This is a genomic window from Paenibacillus sp. J22R232 (assembly GCF_056269165.1).
In genome coordinates this window covers 13,561-39,841 of sequence record NZ_JBWDNK010000004.1, presented here as the reverse complement: position 1 = coordinate 39,841, position 26,281 = coordinate 13,561, and the positions used below count along the sequence as shown (strand labels likewise).

General features: G+C 46.0%; 29 protein-coding genes and 1 tRNA gene. 5 read left to right on the top strand and 25 right to left on the bottom strand.

Annotated features, from left to right (window positions below):
* Positions 1-115 precede the first annotated feature (115 nt).
* From rplI to AC0YN3_RS14070, 5 genes are all read right to left on the bottom strand, one after another.
* Complete coding sequence (rplI, locus tag AC0YN3_RS14090) at positions 116-559, bottom strand: 50S ribosomal protein L9 (protein ID WP_441942858.1); 444 nt, start codon at positions 557-559, stop codon at positions 116-118.
* On the bottom strand, positions 556-2,517 hold the full coding sequence (locus AC0YN3_RS14085; protein ID WP_475775670.1) for a DHH family phosphoesterase: 1,962 nt from the start codon (positions 2,515-2,517) through the stop codon (positions 556-558). The genes rplI and AC0YN3_RS14085 overlap by 4 nt, the downstream gene beginning before the upstream one ends.
* An 18-nt stretch (positions 2,518-2,535) precedes the next feature.
* Positions 2,536-3,441: a DUF2232 domain-containing protein gene (locus AC0YN3_RS14080; RefSeq protein ID WP_475775669.1), complete on the bottom strand. Its 906-nt coding sequence runs from the start codon at positions 3,439-3,441 to the stop codon at positions 2,536-2,538.
* A 221-nt stretch (positions 3,442-3,662) separates the two neighbouring features.
* Positions 3,663-4,091 carry a CBS domain-containing protein gene (locus tag AC0YN3_RS14075; protein ID WP_475775668.1) on the bottom strand — a complete coding sequence of 143 codons (429 nt, stop codon included), beginning with the start codon at positions 4,089-4,091 and terminating at the stop codon, positions 3,663-3,665.
* 81 nt (positions 4,092-4,172) lie between these two features.
* A complete protein-coding gene (locus AC0YN3_RS14070) occupies positions 4,173-5,222 on the bottom strand; it encodes an LCP family protein (RefSeq protein WP_475775667.1) in 1,050 nt (349 codons plus the stop codon).
* A gap of 206 nt (positions 5,223-5,428) precedes the next feature.
* On the opposite strand from AC0YN3_RS14070, the gene AC0YN3_RS14065 reads away from it, so the two are divergent.
* The 3 genes from AC0YN3_RS14065 (at position 5,429) to AC0YN3_RS14055 (ending at position 8,043) form a co-directional block, all read left to right on the top strand.
* Positions 5,429-5,785, top strand: a complete 357-nt coding sequence (locus AC0YN3_RS14065) for a DUF4870 domain-containing protein (RefSeq protein WP_475775666.1) — start codon at positions 5,429-5,431, stop codon at positions 5,783-5,785.
* Positions 5,786-6,048: 263 nt separating this feature from the next.
* Positions 6,049-7,368, top strand: a complete 1,320-nt coding sequence (locus AC0YN3_RS14060; protein WP_475775665.1) for a hemolysin family protein — start codon at positions 6,049-6,051, stop codon at positions 7,366-7,368.
* A gap of 210 nt (positions 7,369-7,578) precedes the next feature.
* Positions 7,579-8,043, top strand: a complete 465-nt coding sequence (locus tag AC0YN3_RS14055; RefSeq protein WP_475775664.1) for a CBO0543 family protein — start codon at positions 7,579-7,581, stop codon at positions 8,041-8,043.
* Here the strand turns inward: AC0YN3_RS14055 and AC0YN3_RS14050 are convergent.
* From AC0YN3_RS14050 to rpsF, 5 genes are all read right to left on the bottom strand, one after another.
* Positions 8,038-9,195 carry an AI-2E family transporter gene (locus AC0YN3_RS14050; protein WP_475775663.1) on the bottom strand — a complete coding sequence of 386 codons (1,158 nt, stop codon included), beginning with the start codon at positions 9,193-9,195 and terminating at the stop codon, positions 8,038-8,040. The two genes, AC0YN3_RS14055 and AC0YN3_RS14050, sit on opposite strands and share 6 nt — an antisense overlap.
* Before the next feature lie 148 nt (positions 9,196-9,343).
* Positions 9,344-10,504 (bottom strand): cation:proton antiporter, encoded by a 1,161-nt coding sequence (locus AC0YN3_RS14045; RefSeq protein ID WP_475775662.1) that lies wholly within the window; start codon positions 10,502-10,504, stop codon positions 9,344-9,346.
* A 130-nt stretch (positions 10,505-10,634) separates the two neighbouring features.
* The gene (gene rpsR, locus AC0YN3_RS14040) at positions 10,635-10,919 is read right to left on the bottom strand and encodes a 30S ribosomal protein S18 (protein WP_053373429.1); all 285 of its coding nucleotides are present in this window, start codon (positions 10,917-10,919) and stop codon (positions 10,635-10,637) included.
* 111 nt (positions 10,920-11,030) lie between these two features.
* Positions 11,031-11,552, bottom strand: a complete 522-nt coding sequence (gene ssb / locus AC0YN3_RS14035) for a single-stranded DNA-binding protein (RefSeq protein WP_308997673.1) — start codon at positions 11,550-11,552, stop codon at positions 11,031-11,033.
* A 36-nt stretch (positions 11,553-11,588) separates the two neighbouring features.
* Complete coding sequence (rpsF, locus tag AC0YN3_RS14030; protein ID WP_139990857.1) at positions 11,589-11,873, bottom strand: 30S ribosomal protein S6; 285 nt, start codon at positions 11,871-11,873, stop codon at positions 11,589-11,591.
* A 250-nt stretch (positions 11,874-12,123) separates the two neighbouring features.
* On the opposite strand from rpsF, the gene AC0YN3_RS14025 reads away from it, so the two are divergent.
* Positions 12,124-12,306, top strand: coding sequence for a YjzC family protein (locus AC0YN3_RS14025; protein WP_183563404.1), 183 nt, complete (start codon positions 12,124-12,126; stop codon positions 12,304-12,306).
* 520 nt (positions 12,307-12,826) lie between these two features.
* Here AC0YN3_RS14025 and AC0YN3_RS14020 read toward each other — a convergent pair.
* The 5 genes from AC0YN3_RS14020 to AC0YN3_RS14000 all read right to left on the bottom strand — a co-directional run bounded on the left by AC0YN3_RS14020 (position 12,827) and on the right by AC0YN3_RS14000 (position 14,885).
* The gene (locus AC0YN3_RS14020) at positions 12,827-13,285 is read right to left on the bottom strand and encodes a helix-hairpin-helix domain-containing protein (protein WP_475775661.1); all 459 of its coding nucleotides are present in this window, start codon (positions 13,283-13,285) and stop codon (positions 12,827-12,829) included.
* A 69-nt stretch (positions 13,286-13,354) separates the two neighbouring features.
* Positions 13,355-13,445 (bottom strand) — tRNA-Ser (locus AC0YN3_RS14015).
* 67 nt (positions 13,446-13,512) lie between these two features.
* A complete protein-coding gene (locus AC0YN3_RS14010) occupies positions 13,513-13,734 on the bottom strand; it encodes a DUF951 domain-containing protein (RefSeq protein ID WP_183563410.1) in 222 nt (73 codons plus the stop codon).
* The gene (locus tag AC0YN3_RS14005; protein WP_475775660.1) at positions 13,724-14,599 is read right to left on the bottom strand and encodes a mechanosensitive ion channel family protein; all 876 of its coding nucleotides are present in this window, start codon (positions 14,597-14,599) and stop codon (positions 13,724-13,726) included. Before AC0YN3_RS14005 ends, AC0YN3_RS14010 begins: the two co-directional genes overlap by 11 nt.
* 31 nt (positions 14,600-14,630) lie before the next feature.
* Entirely contained in the window at positions 14,631-14,885 is a 255-nt protein-coding gene (locus tag AC0YN3_RS14000) for a putative Se/S carrier protein (RefSeq protein WP_475775659.1), read from the bottom strand.
* 111 nt (positions 14,886-14,996) lie between these two features.
* Here AC0YN3_RS14000 and yyaC point away from each other — a divergent pair, with 111 nt between their 5' ends.
* On the top strand, positions 14,997-15,608 hold the full coding sequence (gene yyaC, locus AC0YN3_RS13995; RefSeq protein ID WP_475775658.1) for a spore protease YyaC: 612 nt from the start codon (positions 14,997-14,999) through the stop codon (positions 15,606-15,608).
* Positions 15,609-15,627: 19 nt separating this feature from the next.
* Here the strand turns inward: yyaC and AC0YN3_RS13990 are convergent, their stop codons facing one another.
* The 10 genes from AC0YN3_RS13990 to AC0YN3_RS13945 form a co-directional block, all read right to left on the bottom strand.
* Entirely contained in the window at positions 15,628-16,110 is a 483-nt protein-coding gene (locus tag AC0YN3_RS13990) for a DUF4446 family protein (protein ID WP_475775657.1), read from the bottom strand.
* Between the two features lie 29 nt (positions 16,111-16,139).
* Positions 16,140-17,312 (bottom strand): aminotransferase class V-fold PLP-dependent enzyme, encoded by a 1,173-nt coding sequence (locus tag AC0YN3_RS13985; RefSeq protein WP_475775656.1) that lies wholly within the window; start codon positions 17,310-17,312, stop codon positions 16,140-16,142.
* A 103-nt stretch (positions 17,313-17,415) separates the two neighbouring features.
* A complete protein-coding gene (locus tag AC0YN3_RS13980; protein ID WP_475775655.1) occupies positions 17,416-18,270 on the bottom strand; it encodes a ParB/RepB/Spo0J family partition protein in 855 nt (284 codons plus the stop codon).
* Positions 18,251-19,024: a ParA family protein gene (locus AC0YN3_RS13975; RefSeq protein WP_475775654.1), complete on the bottom strand. Its 774-nt coding sequence runs from the start codon at positions 19,022-19,024 to the stop codon at positions 18,251-18,253. Before AC0YN3_RS13975 ends, AC0YN3_RS13980 begins: the two co-directional genes overlap by 20 nt.
* 230 nt (positions 19,025-19,254) lie before the next feature.
* On the bottom strand, positions 19,255-20,073 hold the full coding sequence (gene noc, locus AC0YN3_RS13970) for a nucleoid occlusion protein (RefSeq protein WP_183563434.1): 819 nt from the start codon (positions 20,071-20,073) through the stop codon (positions 19,255-19,257).
* A gap of 568 nt (positions 20,074-20,641) precedes the next feature.
* Positions 20,642-21,364 (bottom strand): 16S rRNA (guanine(527)-N(7))-methyltransferase RsmG, encoded by a 723-nt coding sequence (gene rsmG / locus AC0YN3_RS13965; protein ID WP_475775653.1) that lies wholly within the window; start codon positions 21,362-21,364, stop codon positions 20,642-20,644.
* Position 21,365: 1 nt separating this feature from the next.
* Positions 21,366-23,255 (bottom strand): tRNA uridine-5-carboxymethylaminomethyl(34) synthesis enzyme MnmG, encoded by a 1,890-nt coding sequence (gene mnmG / locus AC0YN3_RS13960; RefSeq protein ID WP_475775652.1) that lies wholly within the window; start codon positions 23,253-23,255, stop codon positions 21,366-21,368.
* A 127-nt stretch (positions 23,256-23,382) separates the two neighbouring features.
* Positions 23,383-24,762, bottom strand: a complete 1,380-nt coding sequence (gene mnmE / locus AC0YN3_RS13955; protein WP_475775651.1) for a tRNA uridine-5-carboxymethylaminomethyl(34) synthesis GTPase MnmE — start codon at positions 24,760-24,762, stop codon at positions 23,383-23,385.
* A gap of 96 nt (positions 24,763-24,858) precedes the next feature.
* Positions 24,859-25,482 (bottom strand): RNA-binding cell elongation regulator Jag/EloR, encoded by a 624-nt coding sequence (gene jag, locus AC0YN3_RS13950; RefSeq protein WP_138754024.1) that lies wholly within the window; start codon positions 25,480-25,482, stop codon positions 24,859-24,861.
* Positions 25,479-26,261, bottom strand: coding sequence for a YidC/Oxa1 family membrane protein insertase (locus tag AC0YN3_RS13945; protein ID WP_183563445.1), 783 nt, complete (start codon positions 26,259-26,261; stop codon positions 25,479-25,481). Before AC0YN3_RS13945 ends, jag begins: the two co-directional genes overlap by 4 nt.
* Positions 26,262-26,281 lie beyond the last annotated feature (20 nt).

The following is a 26,281-nucleotide window of genomic DNA, read 5'->3' as shown; positions in this document are numbered from 1 at the left end:
TTGCGTAGAAAATCCTTCTTCACAAGCACTAACTTAGGTTTGCGTAGCAAACCCCCATCCTATACATAAGCGAAGGCTTGCGTAGCAAATCTGCTGCACAAGCCCGGGTCGCTTTCTATTCTTCGCTCGCCTGAACGCTTAGCTTCGCCTTCACTTCAGGGTGAAGCTTAACAATGACCTGAGTTACGCCCAGCGTACGGATCGGATCATCCAGCTCGATTTTGCGTTTGTCGATTTTAATGCCCTGCGCCGCCAGCGCCTCACCGATTTGCTTGCTCGTGATGGCACCGAACAATCTTCCGCCTTCGCCGGCTTTGGTTTTAATGACAACCGTCATTTCCTCCATCTTCTTGCCAAGCGCCTGCGCATCTTCCTTTTCTTTCTCCTTGCGCTTTTGCTCAGAAGCAGTCTGAACCTCAAGCGTCTTCAGGTTGCCGTCAGACGCCAGCTTCGCCAGCCCTTGCGGCAATAGAAAATTACGTACATAACCTTCGGAAAGATCCTTTACTTGGCCTTTCTTCCCTTGTCCTTTAACATCCTGCAAAAAGATCACTTTCATTCAAATAACCCCTCTTCCGTTTCGATTTCGTCCAATACCTGTTTCAGTCGTTCGGCAACTTCCACTACCGAACCTTCAAGCTGAGCGGCCGCATTCGTCAAATGCCCGCCACCGCCCATGCGTTCCATTACGACCTGCACGTTCATATGACCGAGTGAGCGAGCACTGATGCCGATGAGACCGTCAGCCCGTTCCCCGATAACAAAGGAAGCCAGTATGTCGGTCATATTGAGCAGCGTGTCGGCCGATTGGGCAATGAGCAGCTGCGAATATTTGCGGCCAGACTCCGTAACGGCAATGGCTACATGTTCATACAACACTTCGGCATGCTTAATGATTTCGGCTTTGCGTACGTACTCCTCCAGATCCTCCTTCAGCATCCGCTGAATCATCATGGAGTCAGCGCCATTGCGGCGCAGGAATGATGCAGCCTCGAACGTTCTCGCTCCCGTTCGGAGAGAGAAGCTCTTCGTATCCACGGTGATGCCCGCAAGAAGCGCCGTTGACTCCCTAACATCGAGTACGACACGGTCATGTATATATTGAAGCAGCTCCGTAACGAGCTCGCAAGTCGACGATGCGTACGGCTCCATGTAAACCAAGATCGCATTCGCGATAAATTCCTCGCTGCGGCGATGATGGTCAATTACGACGATGCGGTCCGTTTGCGTGAGAAGCTTCGGCTCCTTCACCATCGATACCTTATGCGTATCGACGACGACCGCGAGCGTCTGCGGCGTAATAAGCGCCGACGCTTGCTCTGGCGATACGAATCGCTTGGAGAGCTTCTCGTCTTCCCGGATAAGCTCCATCATCTTCTGGATAGCAGGGTTAACGCCCTCTAATACGATATAAGCTTCCTTGCCGAACAGCTGCGCCGCTTTCATCACGCCGATTGCCGCACCGATTGCATCCATATCCGGCATTTTGTGGCCCATAATGACAACGTTATGGCTCTCGCGAATCAAATCCCGGAGCGCATGCGCAACGACACGCGCCCGTACCCGCGTCCGTTTCTCGACCGCATTCGACTTGCCGCCATAGAATGACTGGCGACTCCCCACTTTAACGGCAGCTTGATCTCCGCCGCGTCCGAGCGCGATATCAAGGCTTGTGTGCGCCCATTGGCCAAGCTCGATAATATGCTCGGCACCCGCCGCAAACCCAATGCTCAGCGTAACCGGAATTTTGTGGTCGCCGGTAATTTCCCTTACCTCATCAAGCACGACAAAGCGGGATTGCTCAAGCTGCTTGAGCGTACGCTGATCGGTTACAAGCAGGAACCGGTCCGACGTGAGCCTTTTCAAATAAATATGATATTTCTGCGCCCACTCGGTAATTTCCGTTGTGACCTTTGCCAGCATCGAGCTGCGCTGATGATCGTCGAGCCCCTGCGTAACTTCCTCAAGGTTGTCGATCATGACAACGCCCAGCACAAGCTTCTCGTCGTCATATTTACGGCCAAGCTGCCACAGCTCCGTAATGTTCTTTACGTACAATATCCGTTCCTTCGGCTTGAAGATCAGCTGGTATACCTGCGAGCCCACCGTTGCTTCCACGGTGCCTTCCCGCTCCTTAACCTGCTGCAAGGATGGGAATATCTCGGCTAGCGGCACGCCAATGACCGTTTCTAACCCGGTCATGTCCGTAATATAAGGATTATGCCACTCTACGATTCGATCTTCGTTATATAGGATAATTCCGAAGGGAAGCTCGCTGACAACATCGTTGCCCGCTTTCTTCACCCGATATGACAATGTGCCCAAATACGTTTTAAGATCTTTGCGGAAAGCCCTCTCCGCCATTACGGTATAAATCAAGACTCCGCTGGTAAGCAGCAGCCCGATCAGGCCAAGCAGCCATTCAAACCAAGCAAGCGCCACCGACATCAACACCATCAGGGCAAAAGCCCATACCTGATGCATGCCGTGCCAACGCGTAACCAAAAACTTCGGCATTTCCTATCCGCTCCTGTGCTATGGTTTCGTAAACGACTTGCGGATTGGGAAAGCAGTATCCAGCACACCAATTAAGCTAAGCGGCGGGAACAATAGCACCGGAATTGCAATAAGCACCGGCACCGCTTTATTCCATCCTCGCTGGTGAGCGAGAAAGAAGAAGAATCCGACAGCCTGAAACGCAAAAACAAAACTAAGCAAAGGAACCAGGTTTAGCAAAGCGACCGAAAAGAACGACTCGTTCGTTGTGGATGAGAATAGCTCCATTACATAAGTAATTAAGTACAATACGACAAGCAGACGCGGCAGACGCCATTCTCTTGCGCGCGTGAACCTTGGCACCTCTGGACCGCCGCTCCATTTCACGGCTCTGCGACCTAAAAACTGCGCAATTGCAGTGATCGTAAAGGAGATCATAATAAAAGTCACCGGAATAGAGTTGACCATCGTTTGGATAACCAGCTCTGTCAGGCTGGAATCCCATTCCTTTGACAATAAGCTTTGCGCCATAAGGTCCTCAACCGACACGCGGATGAATGAGCTCAGTTCTTTGATGAGCGATAGATCCAAGAACACCTCGAATACGAGCAGCTCTAGCATCAACTGCGCCAGAACGACAACGCCGACCGTCCGAACCACCCTCGAAGCAGGCGCTTGCTTAATATACAAGTGGCCCATCACAATAGACGGGATGAGAAAGAACAATCCGATAATAAGCGTAGCCGGACCACCGATAAAAAATGCCAGCACCCATACGGGCAGCAGATGCAGCGCAAACGCTTTGGGCGACAAGGTCGTATAAAGCACGACATACGGCACCATAAGCAGCAGCATGGCAAAAACATTTAAGAGCGGTACTAACAGGGTCAATAATAAAAGGAGTGCCGCAAAGCTCCACAGCACTGGTTTCAAGCCGGTTCTCAAACCGTTCACCTCTTGCTTATATAATCTGGTTTCTTACGAAACTTTTACAACTCATTATAGCATAAAAGCAAAACATATCACGCACATTCACGCCAGCGCCCCGCTTCCCCCGAAAAAACAAAAAAGACGGAACAGTCACTCCATTCCGTCTCCGTTTTTATTAGATTGCCCTGCCGCGATTAAACTTAATACCTGCGATCCATGCCAGAAACGCTTATTGGCTATTTATCCTGCAGTACATTATGCTGCTCCATAATAATTTTCTGGCAGTAATCGATTATTTCGCTTCTCCTGACGATGCCTATGAACCGGTTCATATCATCGACGACGGGCACGAAGTTTTGCAGCTTCGCGAGCGAGATCAGATCATCCATATTGGCATCGATCCGAACGGTCTTGTTATTCATGCGAAGCGGCACATCCGCAAGCCTTACCTTATTCGTCTGATCCAGCGTCAGATCGGCATGGTCCTTGATGTACCATAGAAGATCGCCTTCCGTCACCGTACCGGCATAACCGCCGTCATCATTAATAATAGGTACTGCCGTATATCGGTGATATTCCATGCGTTCAAGCGTCTGTCTAAGCGTCGCATCCTGCGTAAGGCAAACGACCTCCTGTTTCGGCAACAAAAAGAAAGCAATATTCATATTCCCCAACCACTCCGTTCCGTTTGCTGTTTCCCCTATTCCTGTTGGCCGAAGGCAGCAGACGGATCGGAGCAAGCAGGCTTACTGCTTGGAGGAATCCTCGCTGCTCGATAGCGAGCCTACCTCTTTCACCTTGTTCACTGTGTACTTATCCGGCAATATCAAGCTGGATGCAGGCGCATCCGCATTCAACCAGCTCTTTATCATCGTCTGTACCTTCGACAAATCCTCTTCATCGGCAAAATAATACCAAGGCCCGCCGTTCTTCAAGCGATGTCCGCTTCCAAGCAGAGAATGGCTGTATATATTCCGATCCTTCGCCTGCAGCATGCTTTGGCCTAGATCGACAAGCTGCTGCGGACGCATATCCGTGCTGAAGTTTTCGCCCATAATATTCATTAGCTCAGGAATTTTGGACCATTGATTCATTTGCTTTGCTTTGTCCATGAGAAGGCCCAAAAAGATTTGATGCCGTTCCGTACGGTTCATATCCCCGCCTGCATCTTCACGGTATCTCACGTAATTCAGCGTATCTTGACCATTATAGCTTTCTTGCCCGGCTTTGATGACAAACTTCTCGTGGTCGGCGTCATCATTAACCATGTCCTCTTCAATCGGGAGCGACATGCCTCCAAGCGTGTCTATTACATTGCGGAAGCCTTCGAAGTTAATAGAAGCGTAATAATTAATCGGCGCGTCTAGAAACTTTTCTACGGTGTCCATCGCCATTCCTGCTCCGCCAAACGCATAAGCATGAGTAATTTTATCTTCTTTGTCCTTGCCCACGATCTCCACATACATATCGCGTGGAATCGAGACCATCAGCATGTCGCCGTCATTGGGACGCACAACCGTGTAGATCATCGTATCGGAGCGCCCGATTTCCTTGCCCCGCTGATCGACGCCGAGCAGAAGGACGGAGAACGGATCCTGCTTCTTATCTATTGTACTAACCGGAATGGGTTCCCGTCCATCTATCGGTTTATAGGTCTGCTCCAGCTGCTTCTCCACATGTCCTTCCAGAAACCAATCGAATCCCAGCATGGCCAATGCCCCGCGATTGAAAAAAACAGTAACGGCAAGGATAACCACTGCGGCTGACGCTGCATACATCCATTTACGTTTATTCATAATATGATGACTTCTCCTATCTGGTCTATTCTTTTATAAATACGCATTCTCAGTTTAGACGATATATTGTCGAAACAGGTTACAAAACTTTTACAATGGAATCATACCAGAAATGGATATTTTTTTATAATAGAAAGAGGTCTAGTCCTAACTCGCGGCGAATACAATCAGGAAAGATTATGTAAAATATAGAAAGGGTGAAAATTGTGGATCATCCCCCATCCTTGAAACCGGACAGCTCCTCAACCGGCCTGGACCCTAAAGTAGCGGGCTTGCTTTGCTATCTCGGCGGCTTTATTACCGGCATTATATTCCTAGTTCTAGAAAAGAATAGCCGCTTCGTCAGACTGCATGCCGTGCAATCGATCGTAGTGTCAGTCTCCCTCATCGTCCTTAACCTGCTATTTGGCTTTATTCCCGTTATCGGCTGGTTGCTCGGGCTACTGCTTGTGCCCGTCGGTTTTGTTCTGTGGATTGGCCTTATGCTGCTTACGCTGCAAGGCAAGCTCAATAAGCTTCCTGTTATTGGCGACTGGTCAGAGCAGCAAGCCAGTAAATTTTAATACTATTGCTTCAAAATGGAACGGCCTTTAGCCGTTCTTTTTTGTTCTTTTAATAAGTTCATAAGAACTACTCTTAAAACCATTAACATCACCTCGTAATTCAAAGAAAATGTCTAATATCGATTAGCCCAACGCTCCAAATGCGCTTAATTGAACGCTTACCGCAATTTATCACCGATTCAGAGGTTTGAAGAATTGGCAGAAAGTTCGTACTATTAAATGAAACCAAAAAATCGAAACAAGAAGGATCGTGAATATTTCATATGGGTATAGGACTTAATCTAGTATTATTTGCTTTACTAATTGTGCTCACTGCTTTTTTCGTTGCTACCGAATTCGCCATTATCAAGCTTCGGACTAGCCGAGTCGACCAATTAGTCGTTGAAGGCAAGAAAAACGCGCTTGCCGTTCAACGTGTAGTCAGTAATTTAGATGGATACCTATCGGCTTGCCAGCTCGGCATAACCATTACGGCGCTCGGACTCGGATGGCTCGGAGAGCCAACCGTAGAAAAATTATTGCTCCCGCTATTCGAAGCATGGCACCTCAACAGCGATATCAGTCACATTCTTTCATTCGTCATTGCCTTTATCGGCGTAACGTTCATGCATGTGGTCATCGGCGAGCTTGCCCCGAAGAGCATTGCGATTCAGAAGGCAGAGCTTGTCAGCTTCGCCGTTGTTAAACCGATTATTCTGTTCTACAAGGTCATGTACCCATTTATTTGGCTCTTAAACGGCTCAGCTAATGCATTAGTTCGTTTGTTCGGCTTAAAGCCGGCCAAGGAGCATGAGAATGCCCACAGCGAAGAAGAAATTCAAATTATATTAAGCGACAGCCTTGAAAGCGGCAAAATCAACACGACGGAATACGGATATGTAAATCGCATATTTGCTTTTGACGAAATTTTGGCAAAAGAAATTATGGTTCCGCGTACCGATATGACCGTTTTATATAAGAACAATACTTTGCAGCAAAACATGGACATTATCCGCAAGGAGCAATATACCCGCTTTCCTGTTGCAGGAGACAGCAAGGACAATATCGTAGGCATGATCAATACCAAGCAGCTGTTTCTTGAGTATCAAGAGAACAAGCAGATTGATTTGCAAACCCTTATCCAGCCGGTCATGTCCGTAGCTGAGGTGCTGCCTGTCAAAACCTTGCTGACACGGATGCAGCAGGAACGCGTACACTTTGCCATTGTTGTCGATGAATACGGCGGCACATCCGGTCTTGTTACCATCGAGGATATTCTTGAGGAAATCGTTGGGGATATAAGGGACGAATTCGATGCCGACGAACGCAAGGACATTGAGATGATATCCGAGACGTCCTATCTCCTGGACGGCAAAGTTTCGCTTACCGAGCTTGGCGACCTGATTGGCACGGAGCTGACCCATGAGGAAGTCGATACCGTAGGCGGTTGGCTTTACAGTGAGATGGAAGAAGCGAAACCCGGCAAGAAGTTCGACTTTCATCATTTGACCTTCACGATCCGCGAGGTAAGCAAGCACCGCATCAACAAGGTAGAGCTGACGATCACACCCCGCCAGCCTATGCTAAAACCTGAAATCGGTTAATCACAAGAAGAAACGGATACCCTCCTCTGCAAGAGAAGGGTATCCGTTTCTCGTAGAAATAGAAGAATACTTTATCGCGTGAAACCTATAAATTCATACACCATCAAACAAGGCAGATGTCCAATGACATCTGCCTTGTTTGATGGTGTATGAATACGCGGACTGAGATCAAGGGCATCTTAATAAAAAAGAAAAAGGAGAGGAATGGGCATGCATATTGATATGGTCCTTAATATCATTTGTGGTTTGGTTATTCCTTGGCTCGCTGCTATTCCGCTCATACGGAACAATCCGAGAATCTTACTCCTCATCTGTCCGATTGGCGCAGTCGCTTCCTTAGTCATCAACTCGCTTGGCTTCCAAATGGGGTTCTGGGATTTCACGCCGTTTATCCCGAATGACGAATCTGTCTCCGCCATGCCGCTTGACCTTGGCCTCTACCCCATCCTTGGCAGCTACATGATCCTGGCAATACAATCTCACAAGAGCAAGACGGGGCTCGTTTTGTTTTTGTTTATCTTTTTTACGACGCTGCTTGAATTCACTGCCTTGCTATTCGGAAAAGTGTCCTACGGAAACGGTTGGAATATCGGCTATACCTTCTTGTCCTATGTGCTGGCCTTTGGCATTGTTTATTCGTACTACAAGCTGTTGAGCCGCTTCCGTATGTTATGACGGCTGATCCTCGTGCAACTGTTCCTTGTACAGCGAAGAACGGCTCGTGAACCAATCGTACAAGTGAATGACAATAACCTTTAGCACCGCATAGCCAGGAACGGCTAACACGATTCCTGCCAGCCCGAATAGGTTTCCGGCCGTTAAGATGACGAATATAATCGTGATCGGATGGATCTGCAGGCTTTTTCCCATAATCTGCGGTGAAATGAATTTGCCTTCAATAAGCTGAACAATCGTCCAAATGACGATCATCTTCAGCAGCATAACAGGAGATGTGACGAGCGCTACGACCAAAGCAGGCGTAATCGCAATAGCTGGCCCGAGGTAAGGAATCACGCTTGTACAGGCTGCAACTAACGCTAGGACAAGCGAATACTCCAATCCAATGATCAAATATCCGATATACAGCAGCATGCCAATGCAGAAGCTAACGATAATCTGGCCTCTGATATAGCTGCTGATCTGGCCATTCATCTCTGCCATGATACGTTTCGACTGCGGCTGCAGCTGGTTAGGCAGAAAACGGACAATCGCTTGCGGCAAATGCTTCCCATCCTTGAGAAGATAGAACAGGATGAACGGCAGCGTCACAATGGCTAGAAAAACTTCCTTGATCGCGCCTACGAACGATCCTACGCTCGACAGCGTGCCATTCAGCAGCGAGGTTGCCTGCTCCGTGATATTTCCGGAGAGCTCCGTTGGGTTTAAGTTAAACCATTCCTGAATCTGCATAAAACCGGGACTGTCCATAAAATCCTCGAAATTTTTGCGCAGCTGGTCACCGTACTTAGGGAAATTGTTGACGAAGCTAACCGCCTGTTCATTGAGAAAAGGGATTACCGCAACGAGCAATATCGTAATAAGCCCTGCTCCAAGCAGGAATAAAAGAATGATCGAGTACACTCTTTTGATGCGGTTGCGCTCCAAATAATCCACGATCGGATTAAGCAAATAGTAAGCGATTCCCGCTAATATGACAGGCAAAAGCAGCGTTTTGAGCAGCACCGTAACCGGCGTAAAGATATACGATATTTTGGTAAGCACCATAATATTTAGCCCGACTAGCAGCAGCACAAGCAGAAATAAAACGAATTTATTATTCAGGATAAACCGTTTGAATCGGTCGGTTCCCGTTTTTGCATTTTCCATCTTGAAGTCCCTTTCCTTCCCATAAAGGCAATCATTTTGGTTTATTGTAGCATTACTTTAAACCTAAACGCGAATGGGGGACTCGGGAATGGCTAAAACAGCCCATACATGACAATTGCTCCGTTAAGCTTCATCCTTAGCTGGGTAATTATCTTTTTGCCGTATTTTCCTTTGCAGCCGACGGAAAGATAAGCTTCAACATAGGCGGAGTCACCAGTGTCGTAATCATAATGACCATAACTACAGCTGTAAAATAATTCTGCGGCAGCAGTCCGGATTGCAATCCGCTTGCCGAAATAATAAGCGCTACTTCTCCTCTCGATACCATCCCGGCACCAATCGCAAGCGACGAACGGTTATTAAAGCCCGTCAGCCTTGCACCTAACCCACCGCCGAACAGCTTTGAGAGAATAGCAACTAGGGATAGCACAATGATAAATACGAGTTGGTTGCCTACGCCATTGAATGTAATGTTCAACCCGATGCTAACGAAAAACACGGGAACAAAAAGCGTATATGCAATAGGCTCAACCTTCTTCTCCACTTCATGTCTGAACGTTGTTTGCGAAATGGCTATCCCCGCGGCAAATGCTCCTATAATCCCCGCTACTCCCATCTTCTCCGCAAAATATGCAAAAGAAAAACAAGCGATCAACGCACCGCTCATCAGCGCTTCCGTTACTTTAAGCTTTGCTATCAGCTTCATGAAGATCGGAATAATCCAGATGGAAACCGCAATGACAACGACGAAAAACAATGCCTTTTTACCGATTAATGCTGGAATCGACACACTTTCCGTCGTACCCAGCAAGCTGAGCATTACAGCCAGCAGGATGACAACGACGACATCATCTACAACCGCTGCTCCTAGAATCGTGCTGCCTTCCTTCGAATTAAGCTGATTCAGCTCCTTCAATGCCTGAACGGAAATGCTAACGGAGGTTGCGCAGAGCAGCAGGGCCAAGAACAAGGATTCGGATTGCGATAATCCAAGCCCTGAAGCAACGGCATACCCGCCAATAAACGGTAAAATAATTCCTCCGATTGCTACCGCGAATGCGGATTTCCAGTTTTGCCGCAGCTGATCCAAATCCGTTTCCAGCCCCGCGATAAACATAAGCAGCAGCACGCCTATTTCCGCAAAGTGATCTATGAAGTCATCAGGCTGTACCCAGCCAAGAAAAGCCGGGCCCAGAATAATGCCCATGATTAGCTTGCCCAGCACGGCTGGCTGCCCCAGCTTCACGGACAAGTGGCCAGCCGCTTTGGTCGCCGCAATGATGATTGCCAAATAAAGTATAAACTGCATTCACAAACACCTCTCACTTGTTTGGCTTAGCATACAACAAAAAGAGGCCCTTATGCATAAGGCCCCTTAATAAACAAAAAGAGCCCTTGGTGACAGGCTCCTCCGTTTTGGTGCATATTCACTTCACGACCTATTCAGTCGTGTAAGGAAGCAATGCGATTTGACGTGAACGTTTAACTGCAATTGTAAGCAAGCGTTGGTATTTCGCGCTTGTTCCAGTCACACGACGTGGCAAGATTTTGCCGCGCTCGCTGATAAACTTTTTCAACAAATCAACATCTTTATAGTCAATTTTAGTGATTTTGTTTACAGTGAAGAAACACACTTTACGGCGTTTGTTACGTCCGCCTTTACGTCCGCTGAACTTACGTTCTGGACGCTCGTCGCCACCGTTATCTCTTTGCTTGAAAGCCATGATAGGTATCCTCCTTATCGTTGAAAATTGTACAATTACACAGCTGCTTTATATTGCGATAAAGGCTGCATAACCGTTCCATCGATATGCGAAGTATCTGCTACTCCGATATCAGAATGGCAAATCATCCTCTGATATATCAATCGGGCGTCCGTCATCCTGGAAAGGATCACGGCTGTCGTTACGTGAGTTATTGCCAGATGGCCGGTTACCGCCGCTTTGGGAAGCGTTGCCGCCGTAAGATCCGCCGCCGCTGCTTGTACCGCCGCTGTAGCTGCTTCCGCCTTCTTCGCGCGAGCCGCCGCCGTCTTTGTTGGACTCCAAGAACCGTACGTTATCAGCGATAACTTCCGTTACGTAGACGCGTTTGCCTTCGTTATTCTCGTAATTCCGAACTTGAATGCGTCCTTCAACCGCTGTTAAGCGGCCTTTACGCAAGTAGTTGGCGCAAGTCTCGGCCAGTTGACGCCAAGTTACAACCGGAATGAAATCCGCTTCACGTTCGCCTTGACCGCCGCTCGTAAACGGACGATCTACCGCTAGCGTAAATTGTGTAACCGCAACACCTGCAGGCGTATAGCGAAGCTCTGGGTCTCTCGTCAATCTACCAATTAGTATAACACGATTCAACATCGTTTCTGACCTCCCAATCGAACAATCCAGCGTGGATTAAGCGACGTCTCTGACGATCAACGAACGGATAACTTCATCCGTAATCTTCATGATGCGGTCAAGTTCATTCACAACTTCAGTCGTTGCGTTGAAATGTACCAGTATAAAATAACCATCACGAAGCTTGTTGATTTCATACGCAAGACGACGTTTTCCGCTCACATCTTGCTTTGTGACCTCTCCGCCGTTGGAGATAATGCCATGGAATTTGTCAACGATTGCCTGCAAGGCTTCTTGCTCAACGTCTGGACGAACGATGTACATTACTTCATATTTGCGCATATTGTTTCACCTCCTCTTGGACTAGCGGCCCCATAAATGGAGCAAGGAACGAGCTTCTGCTCGCATCTCTATATTATATCAAATACAAATGCCTATGACAAGCGATTTTAACAGGCGTGTTCCATTTGTATGTTTATAGCCGTTATCTGCTACTTATGCAATCGGGCTTTAATGCAGATACTATCCCAGCGGGTAGATATGAACCATCGATCTTACCGTGCAAATACTATGTATATGGAGGATGATCCTAATAGGTGAAGGTACCATGTTCTCTCCGGGGGACAAAGCACCGAACGACGGCACTTACATCGAGGATGGAGTGAATTCCTTTCACATGGGCATTCAAAATCCCAAAAAAGTAACCTTGAATAAAGGGCAGCGTTTCCCTGATACAAGTAACCATGAGCGCAAATGGAAACGAATGGGCCACTAATTGCCGTTCATCTCACTGTATAGAACAGAAAAGCTTGGGGTATTCTATAATTCGACGGTGTAAGAGAGGTGTGGTTCCGTTGGACCATTCTGGCAAAAAGCGTTAACGGCTGTACCCGCCATCCGCGGATCAGCTCTTGTTTCGCTCATGAACATTTGCAGCCTTTAGGTGAAAACCTAAGCTGTGCATGCAGCCTTAAGAGAAGGTCTTTCACGCAGCATTGAAGCGGAGGATTGTGCCAAAGACACTTGTCTCTCATGCACATGCATTCGAGCATCGCTGCAAGCAACCGTTCAAACGGAATTGCGGCATTGTGCTCAAAAGGAATAAATGAGGCTTTGGCTAATTTTCTCCAATTGACGAATGAATCTTTCCATGTTTCAAATACTTGTCGTGTTTATGAATCGACTCAACCATTCAACACCGTCAATAAGAGGGCTCGCGAGAGCCCTCTTTTCATTGCCAGCTACTACCTCAGCTTCAGCCTCATTTATAAGCGATCCTGTCATTTCATAACCCATTAATCATGCCAAGCTTTGCTCGGCCGATTATCTGGATATCCCTGCTCTGCTCTGTATAACTTCCGCTCCGCAGTGAAGTCCCACCACTGCTTATCGCTGCCAGGATGGTTGGCATGATGAACGGCAAGCCTCATCACGTCTTCTACGCAGGGGTCCATCCATACCCCATGGAGCCGCTCTAGCCGTTCTACAAGCTGGGCACCACTCTCTCCGCTGCTTTTAATTTCTTCCAATGTATAAAAACCAAGCTCATATAGGTTTTGAGCAAGACTCGGCCCGATTGAAGGCACGTTTTGAAAATGTGCTAGAGCCCGTATATACGCGGCCCTTTCTTGCGGTATTTGCATGATCATGCAAAGCTCAGCTTCGGAAAAGCCTTTCACTTCGATTAGCTTCACTTTTGCATTCCTCAAATGCTTGCGTTCGTCATCTGTCAAAGGCAGCTTAGGTGTACTCATTGGAAGGACCTCCTAGCATAAAATATAAAAAAAACGATTCGGCAACCGAATCGTTTGACTGTTTGTTTATGGCGGAGAAGGTGGGATTCGAACCCACGCACGGTTTGACCCGCCTAGCTGATTTCGAGTCAGCCCCCTTGGGCCTCTTGGGTACCTCTCCGCATGTAAAAATTATTGTATCACACAGCTTGTCTTCCTGCAAGTGCTTTCTTCAAATAATGCTTTTATTATTGCGAGTCCGACATTCCTTCCGCAGATGCATTGGAACGGAGAACCTTCTTCATATTTTTCTCGAACTTTGCTCTGGGAATCAGCACACTGTGCTTGCAACCTACGCATTTGATGCGAATATCCATCCCCATGCGTATAATTTCCATTTCATTAGAGCCGCAAGGATGCTGTTTTTTCATTTGAACAACGTCTCCCAGCTCAAACTGCTTACGCTCCATCTTTGACGCCCCCTTTTTCATTGCGCTGATAGGTTACCATTCTTGGGTAAGGAATTTCAATTCCGTTTGCATCCAGCGACTTCTTGATCACCATATTGAGCTTGCGCGAAACTATGGGATGCGTATTCGGCCTGCATTCAGCTACAACCCGTATCGTTACCCCTGTCGGCGCGATCGTTTGAATACCGAGCACCTCCGGCGCATTGATCAGATTCTCGTCCTGCATCGTAATCATCGTATGACGGATAACTTCAAGTGCCCGGTCGACCTCTTCCTCAAATGCAATCGAAATATCAATTACCGCTATACTATTATTTATCGAGAAGTTAGTCACTTCATTAATCATTCCATTCGGAACAATATGTACTTCTCCCGTCCAGCTTTGTATGCGTGTCGTGCGCAGGCCGATAACCTCAACCGTTCCTTTGAACTGCCCTGTTTGAATGACATCGCCAACAGCGAACTGATCTTCCAGCACGATAAAAAAGCCAGTAATGATATCCTTCACCAAGCTTTGCGCGCCAAACCCGATTGCAAGGCCGAGAACGCCGGCTCCTGCGAGCAGCGGCCCGAGATTAATACCGAACTCTGACAGCACAAGCATTACCGTAATAAAATAAACGACATACGAGGCCACGTTTTTCATTAGCTTGCCTACCGTAGTCATTCGTCTTGTATGATTTGCTGGTCTCTTGCTCTCACGCTCTAAGATAACGCGATCAATGGTTTTATGTATGATCCATACGACAAGTCGGCCTATAGCGAGGAACATAATGATTCGCAGCGCCGAGCTTCCGAAGGCCTCCCACAATTCGTTATCTGTCAACCATGCGACAACCTTATTATACCGTTCGTTGATTGACATCCCCTAACCTCCTTCGCATGCCTATTACCGTTCACATTTCAATTTGCTCATAACCAGTATCAACCGGTTTGAATATGCCTCTAACTTCTACGTTTTCTTGGACAATGACATCCTTCACCATCGTTAAATCCTCTTCAGGAAAGTGAATGGACAACGCGCAGCCGGCTGTGATTTCCTTGGGAGTAGGACAAATATCAATTTCAATCTCTGCATACTCAAGCAGCATCTCAGCACGCAACGCCTGCTGCGTCGAATCGAACGCAATTAACACGTGCAAGACCTCCATTTTGTTGGATTTACGATCAGCTATACATAATAAATATCAAAACTATCTGACGTATAAAATGGTTGTCCTATCCATATACTAGTAACATATCGGTATTATCGGAGGGATTCTATGAAACTTTCATTTATCAAAGAAACGCCTTTGAAGGTGCCCTACACGACTGCGAACGTTATTGGCATGCTGGTCAACCGTCTAACCGCCATGCTGGATGAGCTCGCCGATAACCGCCCTATTGTTGTTGTATGCATAGGTACCGACCGTTCCACCGGCGACTCATTAGGACCGTTAATTGGAACTAACTTATCGAAATACCGGAGCCCTCATTTTTCTTTATTCGGGACATTAGAGAACCCCGTTCATGCTATGAATTTGGATGATACGCTCATCGAAATTAATCGACGCTATCATAAGCCATTTGTCATTGGCATTGATGCTTGCTTAGGTCAGGTTGCCAGTGTTGGCAGCATTCAAGTCGGGGTCGGCCCTGTTCGCCCTGGCGCTGGAGTCAACAAGGATCTTCCTCCGGTTGGCGACGTTCACATTACCGGTATCGTAAACGTTGGCGGGTTTATGGAGTACTTCGTCCTGCAAAACACCAGATTGCATCTCGTGATGAAGATGTCGGACATCATTTCTCTTAGCCTGTTTACAGCTATTGCGAATCATGCGCATCTTTCCACCGGCATTGCACTTGAGCAAACGGCTGCATCCGATACGATCTAGCTTGTATTGCATTCCTGATTTATTTGGCTTCTTGAATTGCCTTACGTTCTTCCGGGGTCAATGGATAGGTTGACTCGCCTTTTTCCACCGGTTTCGCATACACGTACGTGTTTTCTCTGCTATGGATGCCTGAAAAAATAGCTCCGTCTTTTTCCTGATTAATAATAGCAATGGAAAAGCTAAGATCGCTTCCTTGCTCGGCAAAAGCATTGTATCGCACAATACCTACTTTACTCTTTTGAAGCGGAAGCGCCGCTTGGACGTCTGCCAATTGTACTTTTAACGCAATATTGGCCTGTTGCTGCTCAGCAAGCCCTTCTTTAAGCTGAATGATGATTTCCTCCATATTCGTTACGCCTGTGTTCCCCATGACCGCTGTATATTGCTTTCGCAGCTTTTTCAGCCGCCCGCCAACAACTGCTATCCATACGAATAATATGATAACCAATAAAGCGATTCCTACTGTTACAGCATTCATCGGATTTGTCGTCCAGTCTTCCATCGTTGTTAATCCGCCCCCCACAATCATTGCTATGCTTTGTACTGTTTTGCGATTTCCTTAATGGCAGTTGATAAAGCATCAACTTCCTCGTTCGTTGTATACACACCTACGCTAGCCCGAATTGCTCCCGTCTCAGTCGTACCTGCGCATGCATGTGCGAGCGGTGTACAGTGAAAGCCAGCTCGCACGGCAATATGATAATGCTGATCCAGTATAAAGGAAAGCTCTGACGGATCTACCCCATTCACATTAAAAGCCACTATTCCAGTACGCTGTTCCCCTAGTTCCGGCCCCAGCAACTTAACCTCATTAATCAGCTTAAGCCCTTCCATTAGCCTTTGCGACAATGCCCATTCCTTAGTATGGATTTTCTGAACTGTCTCATTCAGCACATACTGTACTCCGGCCTTTAGGCCTGCAATACCTGGCGTATTTTGCGTGCCTGCCTCATAACGATCCGGCCTCACTAAAGGCTGCTCAAGCGCCTCAGATTGGCTCCCAGTGCCACCATGCAGCAATGGTACTAATTCAAGCTCAGGATCGATGTACAACCCTCCTGTGCCCTGTGGCCCCAACAGTCCCTTATGCCCTGGGAATGCTAGCATATCAATGCCCATTGCTTTAACATCTATTGGGATGATACCTGCGCTTTGTGCTGCGTCTACAAGAAGTTTTATGCCGTGCTTTTTGGTTAACTCTGCTATAGCTGCAACCGGCATTATCGTTCCAAGCAGATTGGAGCTATGGTTGACAACGATAAGTGTGGTTTGCGGGCGTATGGCTTTAGCAACCGCATCAATAGCTAAATTCCCTTGCTCATCTGACTCTAAATAAGTAACCTCGATACCACTTGTCTGTTCCAAATAATATAAAGGCCTTCTCACAGAGTTATGCTCAACGGAAGTTGTTATGACGTGGTCACCTGGTTTAAGATACCCTTTTATGGCCATATTAAGTGACATCGTCGTATTCGAAGTGAATGCTATATCATTTGGATTTTTTATGTTAAAAAGCTTTGCTAAATGCTTGCGTGTATCGAACAATATCCGACTTGCCCGTACTGCCATCGCATGGCTTCCTCTGCCAGGATTAGCTGCATCGTTCAACATTGCTTGAATCACTGCGTCTGTTACTTCAGGTGGTTTTGGCCATGAAGTCGCTGCATGATCCAAATATATGATAGGCTTCTCTTTATTAACCACAATTCCGCATCCTTTCAAGCTGTCTCTCCACAACAATGGCATACCTTAGTTTAATCTTTCAAAAGCAAGATTACAACTTAGGTATGCCATTGTTTAATAGGCTCTATGCCATATATTGAAGCAATTCAAGCAGTCTTTCCAAATCTTGTTTACTGTAATATTGAAGCTCTATTTTACCCTTATCTTTTTGTTGCTTAATTTTCACCGTTGTCTTAAAACGTTCACGCAATGACTCTTCAAGATGATCGATGTAAGGGTCACGTTTGCGTTGATTTGGCTTGGCTACCGTATCCTCGGCCTGCTTCGAATCAAGCTTTTGAATGGCCTCTTCCAACTCTCGAACACTCCACTCCTGCGACACGGTCAAGTCGGCAAGCTCTTTTTGAGTCTTATTATCCTTTATTCCAACCAATGCCCTAGCATGCCCCATCGAAATTGTTCCACGTGAAACATTATCTTTAATCTCTATAGGAAGGGAAAGCAATCTAACAAAGTTTGCAATATGCGAGCGCGACTTTCCAACCTTCATGGAAAGCTCCTCTTGCGTAAGCTTGAACTTATCAATAAGTGCTTGATAGGCTACGGCAACTTCAATTGCATTTAAATCCTCGCGTTGAAGATTTTCAATCAATGCAATTTCCATAACCTGTTGATCAGTAAAGGATCTAACCACTGCCGGTATCGTCTTGTTACCGCAATATTGCGATGCTCTGAATCGTCTTTCACCAGCTATAATTTCGTAGCCTTTCAGAACAGTCCGAACAATAATAGGCTGGATAATACCGTGCTGCTTAATGGATTCCGCCAACTCTTTAATAGAATCCTCATCGAACGTTTTTCTTGGCTGATAAGGATTTGGTCTAAGCTGCGTCAAAGAAATTTCAATAACTTTATCGTCATCATTCACAGAAAGCGATGGGATAAGCGCATCCAGCCCTCTACCTAGCCGCTTGCTCATACATAATCACTTCCTTTGCGAGTTCAGTATAAACTTCCGCACCTTTAGAACGTGGATCATATGTGATTATTGCTTGTCCATGCGATGGTGCCTCACTTAAACGAACGTTACGAGGGATAATCGTTTGATATACCTTCTGTTGAAAGTATTTCTTAACTTCTTCAATAACTTGAATGCCCAAATTCGTCCTAGCATCAAGCATTGTTAGAAGGACTCCTTCAATTTGAAGTGAAGTATTCAAGTGTTTTTGTACAAGTCTTACTGTGTTTAACAATTGGCTCAAGCCTTCTAGTGCATAGTATTCGCATTGGATTGGGATAAGGACAGAATCCGCGGCTGTAAGTGAGTTAATCGTAAGAATACCAAGTGACGGAGGACAATCAATGAGAACGTAGTCAAAATCATCCTTGACCAAATGAAGTGATTTTTTCAAACGAAGCTCGCGCGAAATCGTTGGGACAAGCTCAATCTCGGCTCCTGCCAATTGAATCGTTGCTGGAATGATCTTCAATCCTGGAACACTCGTTTCAAACATCGCATCTTTAGGATGGACATCATTAATAAGCACATCATAAATACAATTCGTTACATCACCCTTGTTGATACCTAATCCACTCGTTGTATTCCCCTGTGGATCGATATCGACTAACAGCACTTTTCTTCCGAGTGATGCAAGACAAGCAGCTAAATTGACAGACGTTGTCGTTTTTCCGACACCGCCCTTTTGATTGGCTATTGCTATAATTTTCGACAAAACCGGCTCACCTCTATGTGTACAGCTATTATGTGCAGCATCTTGAAGTTAAAAAAAGTTAGAAATAGTATTAATTCTGCATTGCTATTTGCTTCTTGTAATAAAGCCCTCTCTTAAGAAGACGTCTTTATAAATGGTATTAATTCAGTTTCATTAGCTACAAATGGCTTCGCCGCCCTCGCAGAGGGCGGCACAAAGAAAAGAGAATAATGGCAGCAGCCACCTATATTTTATCGTTTAGGAATCTGAATAACGATCTCATAATGATCGTCGTGATCCTTTTCATTCGTTTTGATCTGTAAGCCAGAGCCAGATACCATCTCGATGGATTGACGAATTGTATTTAAAGCCAAACGAACATCCTTCGTAAATGAAATACGTTTCGCTTTTTTTAATTTCGTTGATTCCTTCAAGAACGCTATTCTAACCTCTGTCTGTTTAACATTAAGATCCTTGGTTATAATTTCTTCTAATACTTTTAGCTGCAATTCTTCCGTATCCAATGATAACAAAGCACGGGCATGTCGTTCTGTAATCTTGCGCTCCATCAATGCCATCTTTATCGTATCATTGAGCATTAATAATCGCAATTTATTTGCAATTGTCGATTGGCTTTTACCCAATCGCTGTGCAAGGCTTTCTTGCGTTAGCTGATGAAGCTCGATTAGCTTTTGATAAGCAATCGCTTCTTCTATAGCTGAAAGTCCTTCTCTTTGAAGATTTTCAATTAAAGCAATAGAAGCAGTCTGTGAATCATTGAATTCACGCACAATGCCCGGTATTGTATCATATCCGAGCTTGGTAACTGCACGCCAACGACGCTCCCCCGCAATGATTTCATATCTGCCATTACGCATTCTTACTACGATTGGCTGAATAACACCGTGGGTTTTAATCGTTTGGCATAACTCTTCAATTCGTTCGTCATCAAATATCGTACGAGGCTGAAAAGGACTCGGATCAATTTCTTGAATCGGTATTTGCCGAACTTCTTCTTGCGGTATGCGCTGCTCGGACAGGCCGAACAATCGAGAAAATTGTTCTTTCATATCGATAATTACCACCCGATCATGAGATAAACCTAGTTTTAGCCACTTCAAATGAAACCATTTTCCCCATAACTATCATGGAAACCATGCGTTTCACAACAAATACAGCATCAATGTACAAATTACTTCTACATTTATACTGTTATTCAATTAAAGTGCCCTCACAAGGTTTTTGCAATAAATACGCTTCAGCAGTAAGATTGGTTCATTGCCAATTGGATTATTAAGGTTGCTTGAACCTATCTCAGGTAATAATCGTCAACTGCACGGCGAACATCCATAACAAAATTCATTCGGAAATGATAGGAGAGGCGTCTTTCCAATATAATCATGTATGTCTTAACGTTGATATACCATGTTTATATTTACCCGCTTCCCGAACTGCTGCCCATTCTAAGAATGCGGCTCATTATTCGCGGTCTTACGGTATCGTCCAGTCTCTTCATCTAATTTATAAATTCGACTATGGCTGAGCGTTCTCCTGCTTGACACAGCGACGAATGAATAAATGTTGTATAAATATGGCGATAAAAACATAACATGTTTCACGTGGAACAATTCATGTTTTCTACAAAAGCGGCTGCTTTATTGGGGTTCCCGCTTTTCTTGGATATTTGCGTGGTGTGCTATCAAGCTTTTGAATTAATATAATATGGCGTTCTGATTGCTCATTGGGGAGCGAGAGCTGATGTTGTGATTTGATTTTCCCTTTAAGCTCTTTTAGGCTAAATGCTGCTTCGCCAACTTCCTCATCCGATTGCGAACCTTTCATGGCCGCAAATATGCCGCCTTTTTTGACGAAGGGCAAACAAAACTCGTTTAAAACATTCAGTCGCGCTACTGCTCTTGCTGTTACCAAATCATAACTATCACGATGTGCTTGCAGTTGTGCTACATCCTCAGCTCGGCCATGTAAACATAACACATCTTTCAAACCAAGCTGCTCCGTTAAATGCGTAAGAAACTGAATACGTTTATTTAAAGAATCCACAATCATAACTTGAAGATGCGGAAAGCAAATTTTAAGAGGAATGCTTGGGAACCCCGCTCCTGATCCAATATCAGCAAGCCTGCGCACGCTATCCATTTTAGTGTAAAAGGAAAGAGTTACCGAATCATAGAAATGCTTTTCATAAACCGCATCTCTTTCCGTAATGCCTGTTAAATTCATTTTTTCGTTCCATTCTACTAGCAACCGGAAGTATAGCTCGAATTGATCAAGCTGGGTGGAAGAAAGCGGTATCCCGCTCTCCTCCATCCTTTTTGTAAACCACTGTATTGTCTCATCCATATTATGAACCTCTCGCTGCCGTTACACGGTTATAGTGCTCTAGATGTACAAGTAGAATGGAAATATCGGCTGGTGTTACGCCCGCAATACGCGAAGCCTGCCCAATAGACAACGGCCTTATCAAGGACAACTTTTGTTTGGCTTCAGAAGCCAAGCTGCGAACTTCATTGTAATCAATATCATCCGGAATTCGCTTTTTCTCCATTTTGTTCAATCGTGCCACTTGTACAAGCTGCTTCTCGATATATCCAGCGTACTTGATTTGAATTTCAACTTGCTCTTTCATTTCCTCATTCATTTCTGGAACGGAAGGTACTACAGTCTCCAGCATGGCATAAGTAATCTCAGGACGTCTAAGCAACGAAAGGGCATCCGTACCGTGCTCCATTGGAGCAGTTCCTGCAGCTATAAGCATTGCATTCACATGATCAGGTTTAACCTTTGTCCCACGCAAACGCTCAATATCTATTTCAACCAATTCTTTTTTCCTTAAAAACTTGCTATATCTTTCGTCGGAAATAAGGCCAATTTCATGCCCTGTTGGTGTCAAACGCAAATCTGCATTGTCATGGCGGAGCAGCAAACGATATTCTGCTCGTGAAGTAAGCAAACGATATGGATCGTTCGTTCCTTTCGTAACCAAATCATCAATCATTACACCAATGTAGCCTTCAGAGCGGCCAATAATAATCGGATCTTTCCCTTGCACCTTGCGAGCTGCGTTGATGCCTGCCATAACGCCTTGGCCGGCTGCTTCCTCATAGCCCGATGTTCCATTAATTTGACCGGCTGTAAACAAACCATTGATCACCTTTGTTTCCAAGGACGGCCAAAGCTGAGTTGGAACAACGGCATCATACTCAATGGCATAGCCATTGCGCATCATCTCAACCTTTTCCAAACCTGGGATTGATCGTAAAATGCCGAGTTGTACATCTTCTGGCATACTGGTCGATAAACCTTGCACGTAATATTCAGAAGTATTCTTACCTTCCGGCTCCAAAAAGATTTGATGCTTAGGCTTATCCGCGAAGCGAACAATCTTATCCTCAATAGAAGGACAGTAGCGCGGCCCCGTACCTTCAATGGCACCAGAAAACATCGGAGCGCGATGCAAGTTGTCGTTAATGATTTTATGCGTCGCTTCGGATGTATACGTTAACCAGCAAGGCAGCTGCTCGTTCGTCGAAGACTCTGTCTCATGCGAGAAAAACTTTGGTTTATCATCACCTGGTTGGATTTCGGTTTTCGAGAAATCAATAGAATCTTTATGAACACGCGGAGGCGTGCCCGTCTTGAAACGAACAAGCTCAAGCCCATGCTCCTTCAAGCTAGCAGACAACCGAACCGACGGCTGTTGATTGTTAGGACCACTTTCATACATCAGCTCACCCATAATGATTTTACCGCGCAAATACGTACCTGTAGTCACTACCGTTGTGCGGGCGCGATACTCTGCACCTGTTTTCGTAACGATACCCAAGCATTTGCCATCCTCAACGATAAGCTCTTCTGCCATTCCCTGACGCAGCGTCAAATGAGGCGTTTCTTCAATTGTTTTCTTCATTACATGCTGATAATCAAATTTATCAGCTTGCGCACGCAAGGCATGAACCGCTGGCCCTTTACCCGTATTAAGCATTCTCATTTGTATAAAGGTTTTGTCGATATTTCGGCCCATTTCTCCGCCTAACGCATCGATTTCCCGAACGACATGCCCTTTTGCCGGACCGCCAATTGATGGGTTACAAGGCATAAACGCGACCATGTCTAAGTTAATCGTGAGCAGCAGTGTCTCACAACCCATACGCGCAGCGGCAAGTGCAGCCTCACAGCCTGCATGGCCCGCGCCAATAACGATAACATCATATTCACCAGCTAGATATCTCATTGTCCTATTACCCTCCTCCAGGTTTTCATGAAAACCTGCTTCCTAGGGGTGAGCGCACCGTTTCCATAGAAAATTCGCGGCTCAACCTAACCTATTATCTTACGTATATAAAAGCGACTGACGGCATTTACTTTCCTAAGCAGAACTGCGAAAATATTTGATCAATCAACGAGTCGCCAGCTTCATCGCCTAGAATCTCACCTAGTGATTCCCAAGCCGATCGAGCATCAATTTGAATGAGGTCAATCGGTATACCGGAATCTGAAGCATCGATAGCATCGACTAGCGATTGCTTTGCACGTTTCAATAATGCGATATGTCGAACATTGCTCACATAGGTCAAATCCCCTGATTCGAGCTGCCCTTCGAAAAACATTTCACTTATCGTTTTTTCCAAACGGTCGAGACCGTCTTCCTCAAGAACCGACATTTTCACGATGGAATCGGCAGCAATCGACTCCTCCACCACCTCAATTTCTAATTGACGCGGCAAGTCAGTCTTATTAATGATCGCAATGACCGGACGATCCTTCATTTGCAGCAAAAGCTCTCGATCATCCAATTGCAACGGCTCATTATAGTTAAGCACAAGCAGAATTAGATCGGCCTCTTCCAGCGCATTGCGTGAACGCTCGACACCGATACGTTCAACTACATCTGTCGTTTCACGGATACCGGCAGTATCAAGCAACCGAAGCGGTATGCCATTAAGTGCTACAAATTGCTCAATGACGTCGCGCGTCGTTCCTGGAATATCGGTAACAATCGCCTTATTCTCCTGAGTCAGCACATTCATCAGCGAAGACTTGCCGACATTGGGCCGTCCTACAATAGCGGTTACGATCCCTTCCCGTAATATCTTGCCTTCATTCGCCGTTTTTAACAAACGATCTATTTCATTAATAGCAGAATCGCATTGGTCACGAATAAAAGCATTCGTCATTTCCTCCACGTCATGCTCCGGATAATCGATATTCACTTCAATATGGGCAAGCAGCTCAATAACCGTCTGTCGCAATGCTTTAATTCTTTTAGATAATACGCCTTCTGCTTGCTTGCGGGCAACGGAGAACGCACGATCTGACTTAGACCTGATCAGATCGATAACAGCCTCCGCTTGCATGAGATCAATGCGTCCGTTTAAGAATGCCCGCTTCGTGAACTCCCCCGGCTCAGCCGTACGGTAACCCTGCAGTTGCAATACAACATCAAGCACCTTCTTAACGGCTATAACGCCGCCATGCGCATTAATTTCAACAACATCCTCCGCAGTGAAGGAACGCGGCCCCCGCATAAGCGTAACGAGTACCTCTTCAACCTTTTCACCAGATAGCGGATCAACAATATGCCCATAATGCAGCGTATGTGATTCGGCATCATTAAGATCAATTTTTGAACGAAAAACCGTTGCGATCCCAGTAACTGCCTCCGGGCCGCTAACTCGTATTATAGCGATACCGCCTTCTCCGACCGCTGTCGAAATGGCTGCTATCGTATCATGTACCATTGCTGTCAGCACCTCTCAAATGGAAAAACAGCAATGACCATTATGAGCCATTGCTGTGGATAGCGTATTGATTCGTATACATTTATAAGGTTAACCTTATTGTCTGAGTGCGATGACGACGCGCCGGTTGGGCTCATCGCCTTTACTGAATGTTTTCACCTTAGGGTGGTTTTGAAGCTGCGAATGAATAACCTTGCGCTCATGCGGCGACATCGGCTCTAGGACAACCTCTTTCCTAGTTCGAATGACTCGTCCTGCTAAACGATCGGATAAATCCGCTAACGTTTTGCGGCGGCGCTCACGAAAATCCTCTGCATCAAGAACGATACGCAAATGACTGTCAGAATAACGGTTTGCCACAATGTTAACCAAGTACTGTAATGCATCCAACGTTTGTCCGCGACGTCCAATCAGCATACCAAGGTCGCCACTGCCCGTTACGGACAGATGCGTGCCTTCTCTCGTTTGCTTTCGATCGATGTTCACTTGCAACCCCATCGTACCTGCTACTTCACGGAGAAACTGCTCCGCTTCCAGCATCGGATCGGGAATTAGCTCAAGCTCAACTTTCGCTTCTTTTGCACCGAACAGTCCAAAAAATCCTTTGGTCGGCTGTTCAAGCACAACTTGCTTAACGCGGTCTTCAGTGACTTGCAATTGTGTTAATCCGTTACGTACAGCATCTTCTACCGTTTTCCCTGATGCAATGATTTTCTTCATTTCGCAGGGACCTCCTTGCCCTTGTCAGATGAACGAACATACAGGAAGTAGTTTTGTACAATGGTGTAAATGTTGCTGTAAACCCAATATAGAGGCAAAGCTGCCGGGAACGAAAGCGCCATTACAAAGATAAGCACTGGGAAAATCGCCAGCATCATCCCCATGCCCGGCATCGTTTGCGTTTGCTGCTTCTGCATCATTTTGGATTGAATGAAAGTCGTAGCAGCGGCGAGTATCGGAAGAATGTAATAAGGATCCTTCTCTCCGAGCTCCAGCCATAGGAACGTATGCTCACGAATATCAGGGTTTTTGTAGATCGAATTATAAAGCGCGATAAAAATCGGCATTTGAACGATTAGCGGCAAGCAGCCTGCCATTGGATTAACCTTATGCGTTTGAAACAGCTTCATCGTTTCTTCCTGCTGCTTCTGCGGGTTATCCTTATGTTTTTTCTTAATTTCAGCCATTTGTGGCTGCAGAGCTTGCATCGCTTTCGAGCTGCGGTATTGTTTCAGCGTTAATGGCAATATCAACGTTCTTACAATAATCGTCAGGAGCAATATAGCAAGTCCGTAAGACTCATTAAACCAGCCTGCGAACGTATCAAGCGTAATTGCAAAATAATAAACTACGTTTTTCTCCCAGAAGTTCCCCTTCAATAAATCAGCGGTTTCCGTCGTCTGGGTTGTTGGTGCGCCGCAGCCTGCAAGCACACCCATAAGCATGACAAGGCCAAGCACTAAAATCCATTTCTTGTTTTTAGTCCAAAACAACAACATTAAAACTCCTCTCTAAGAGC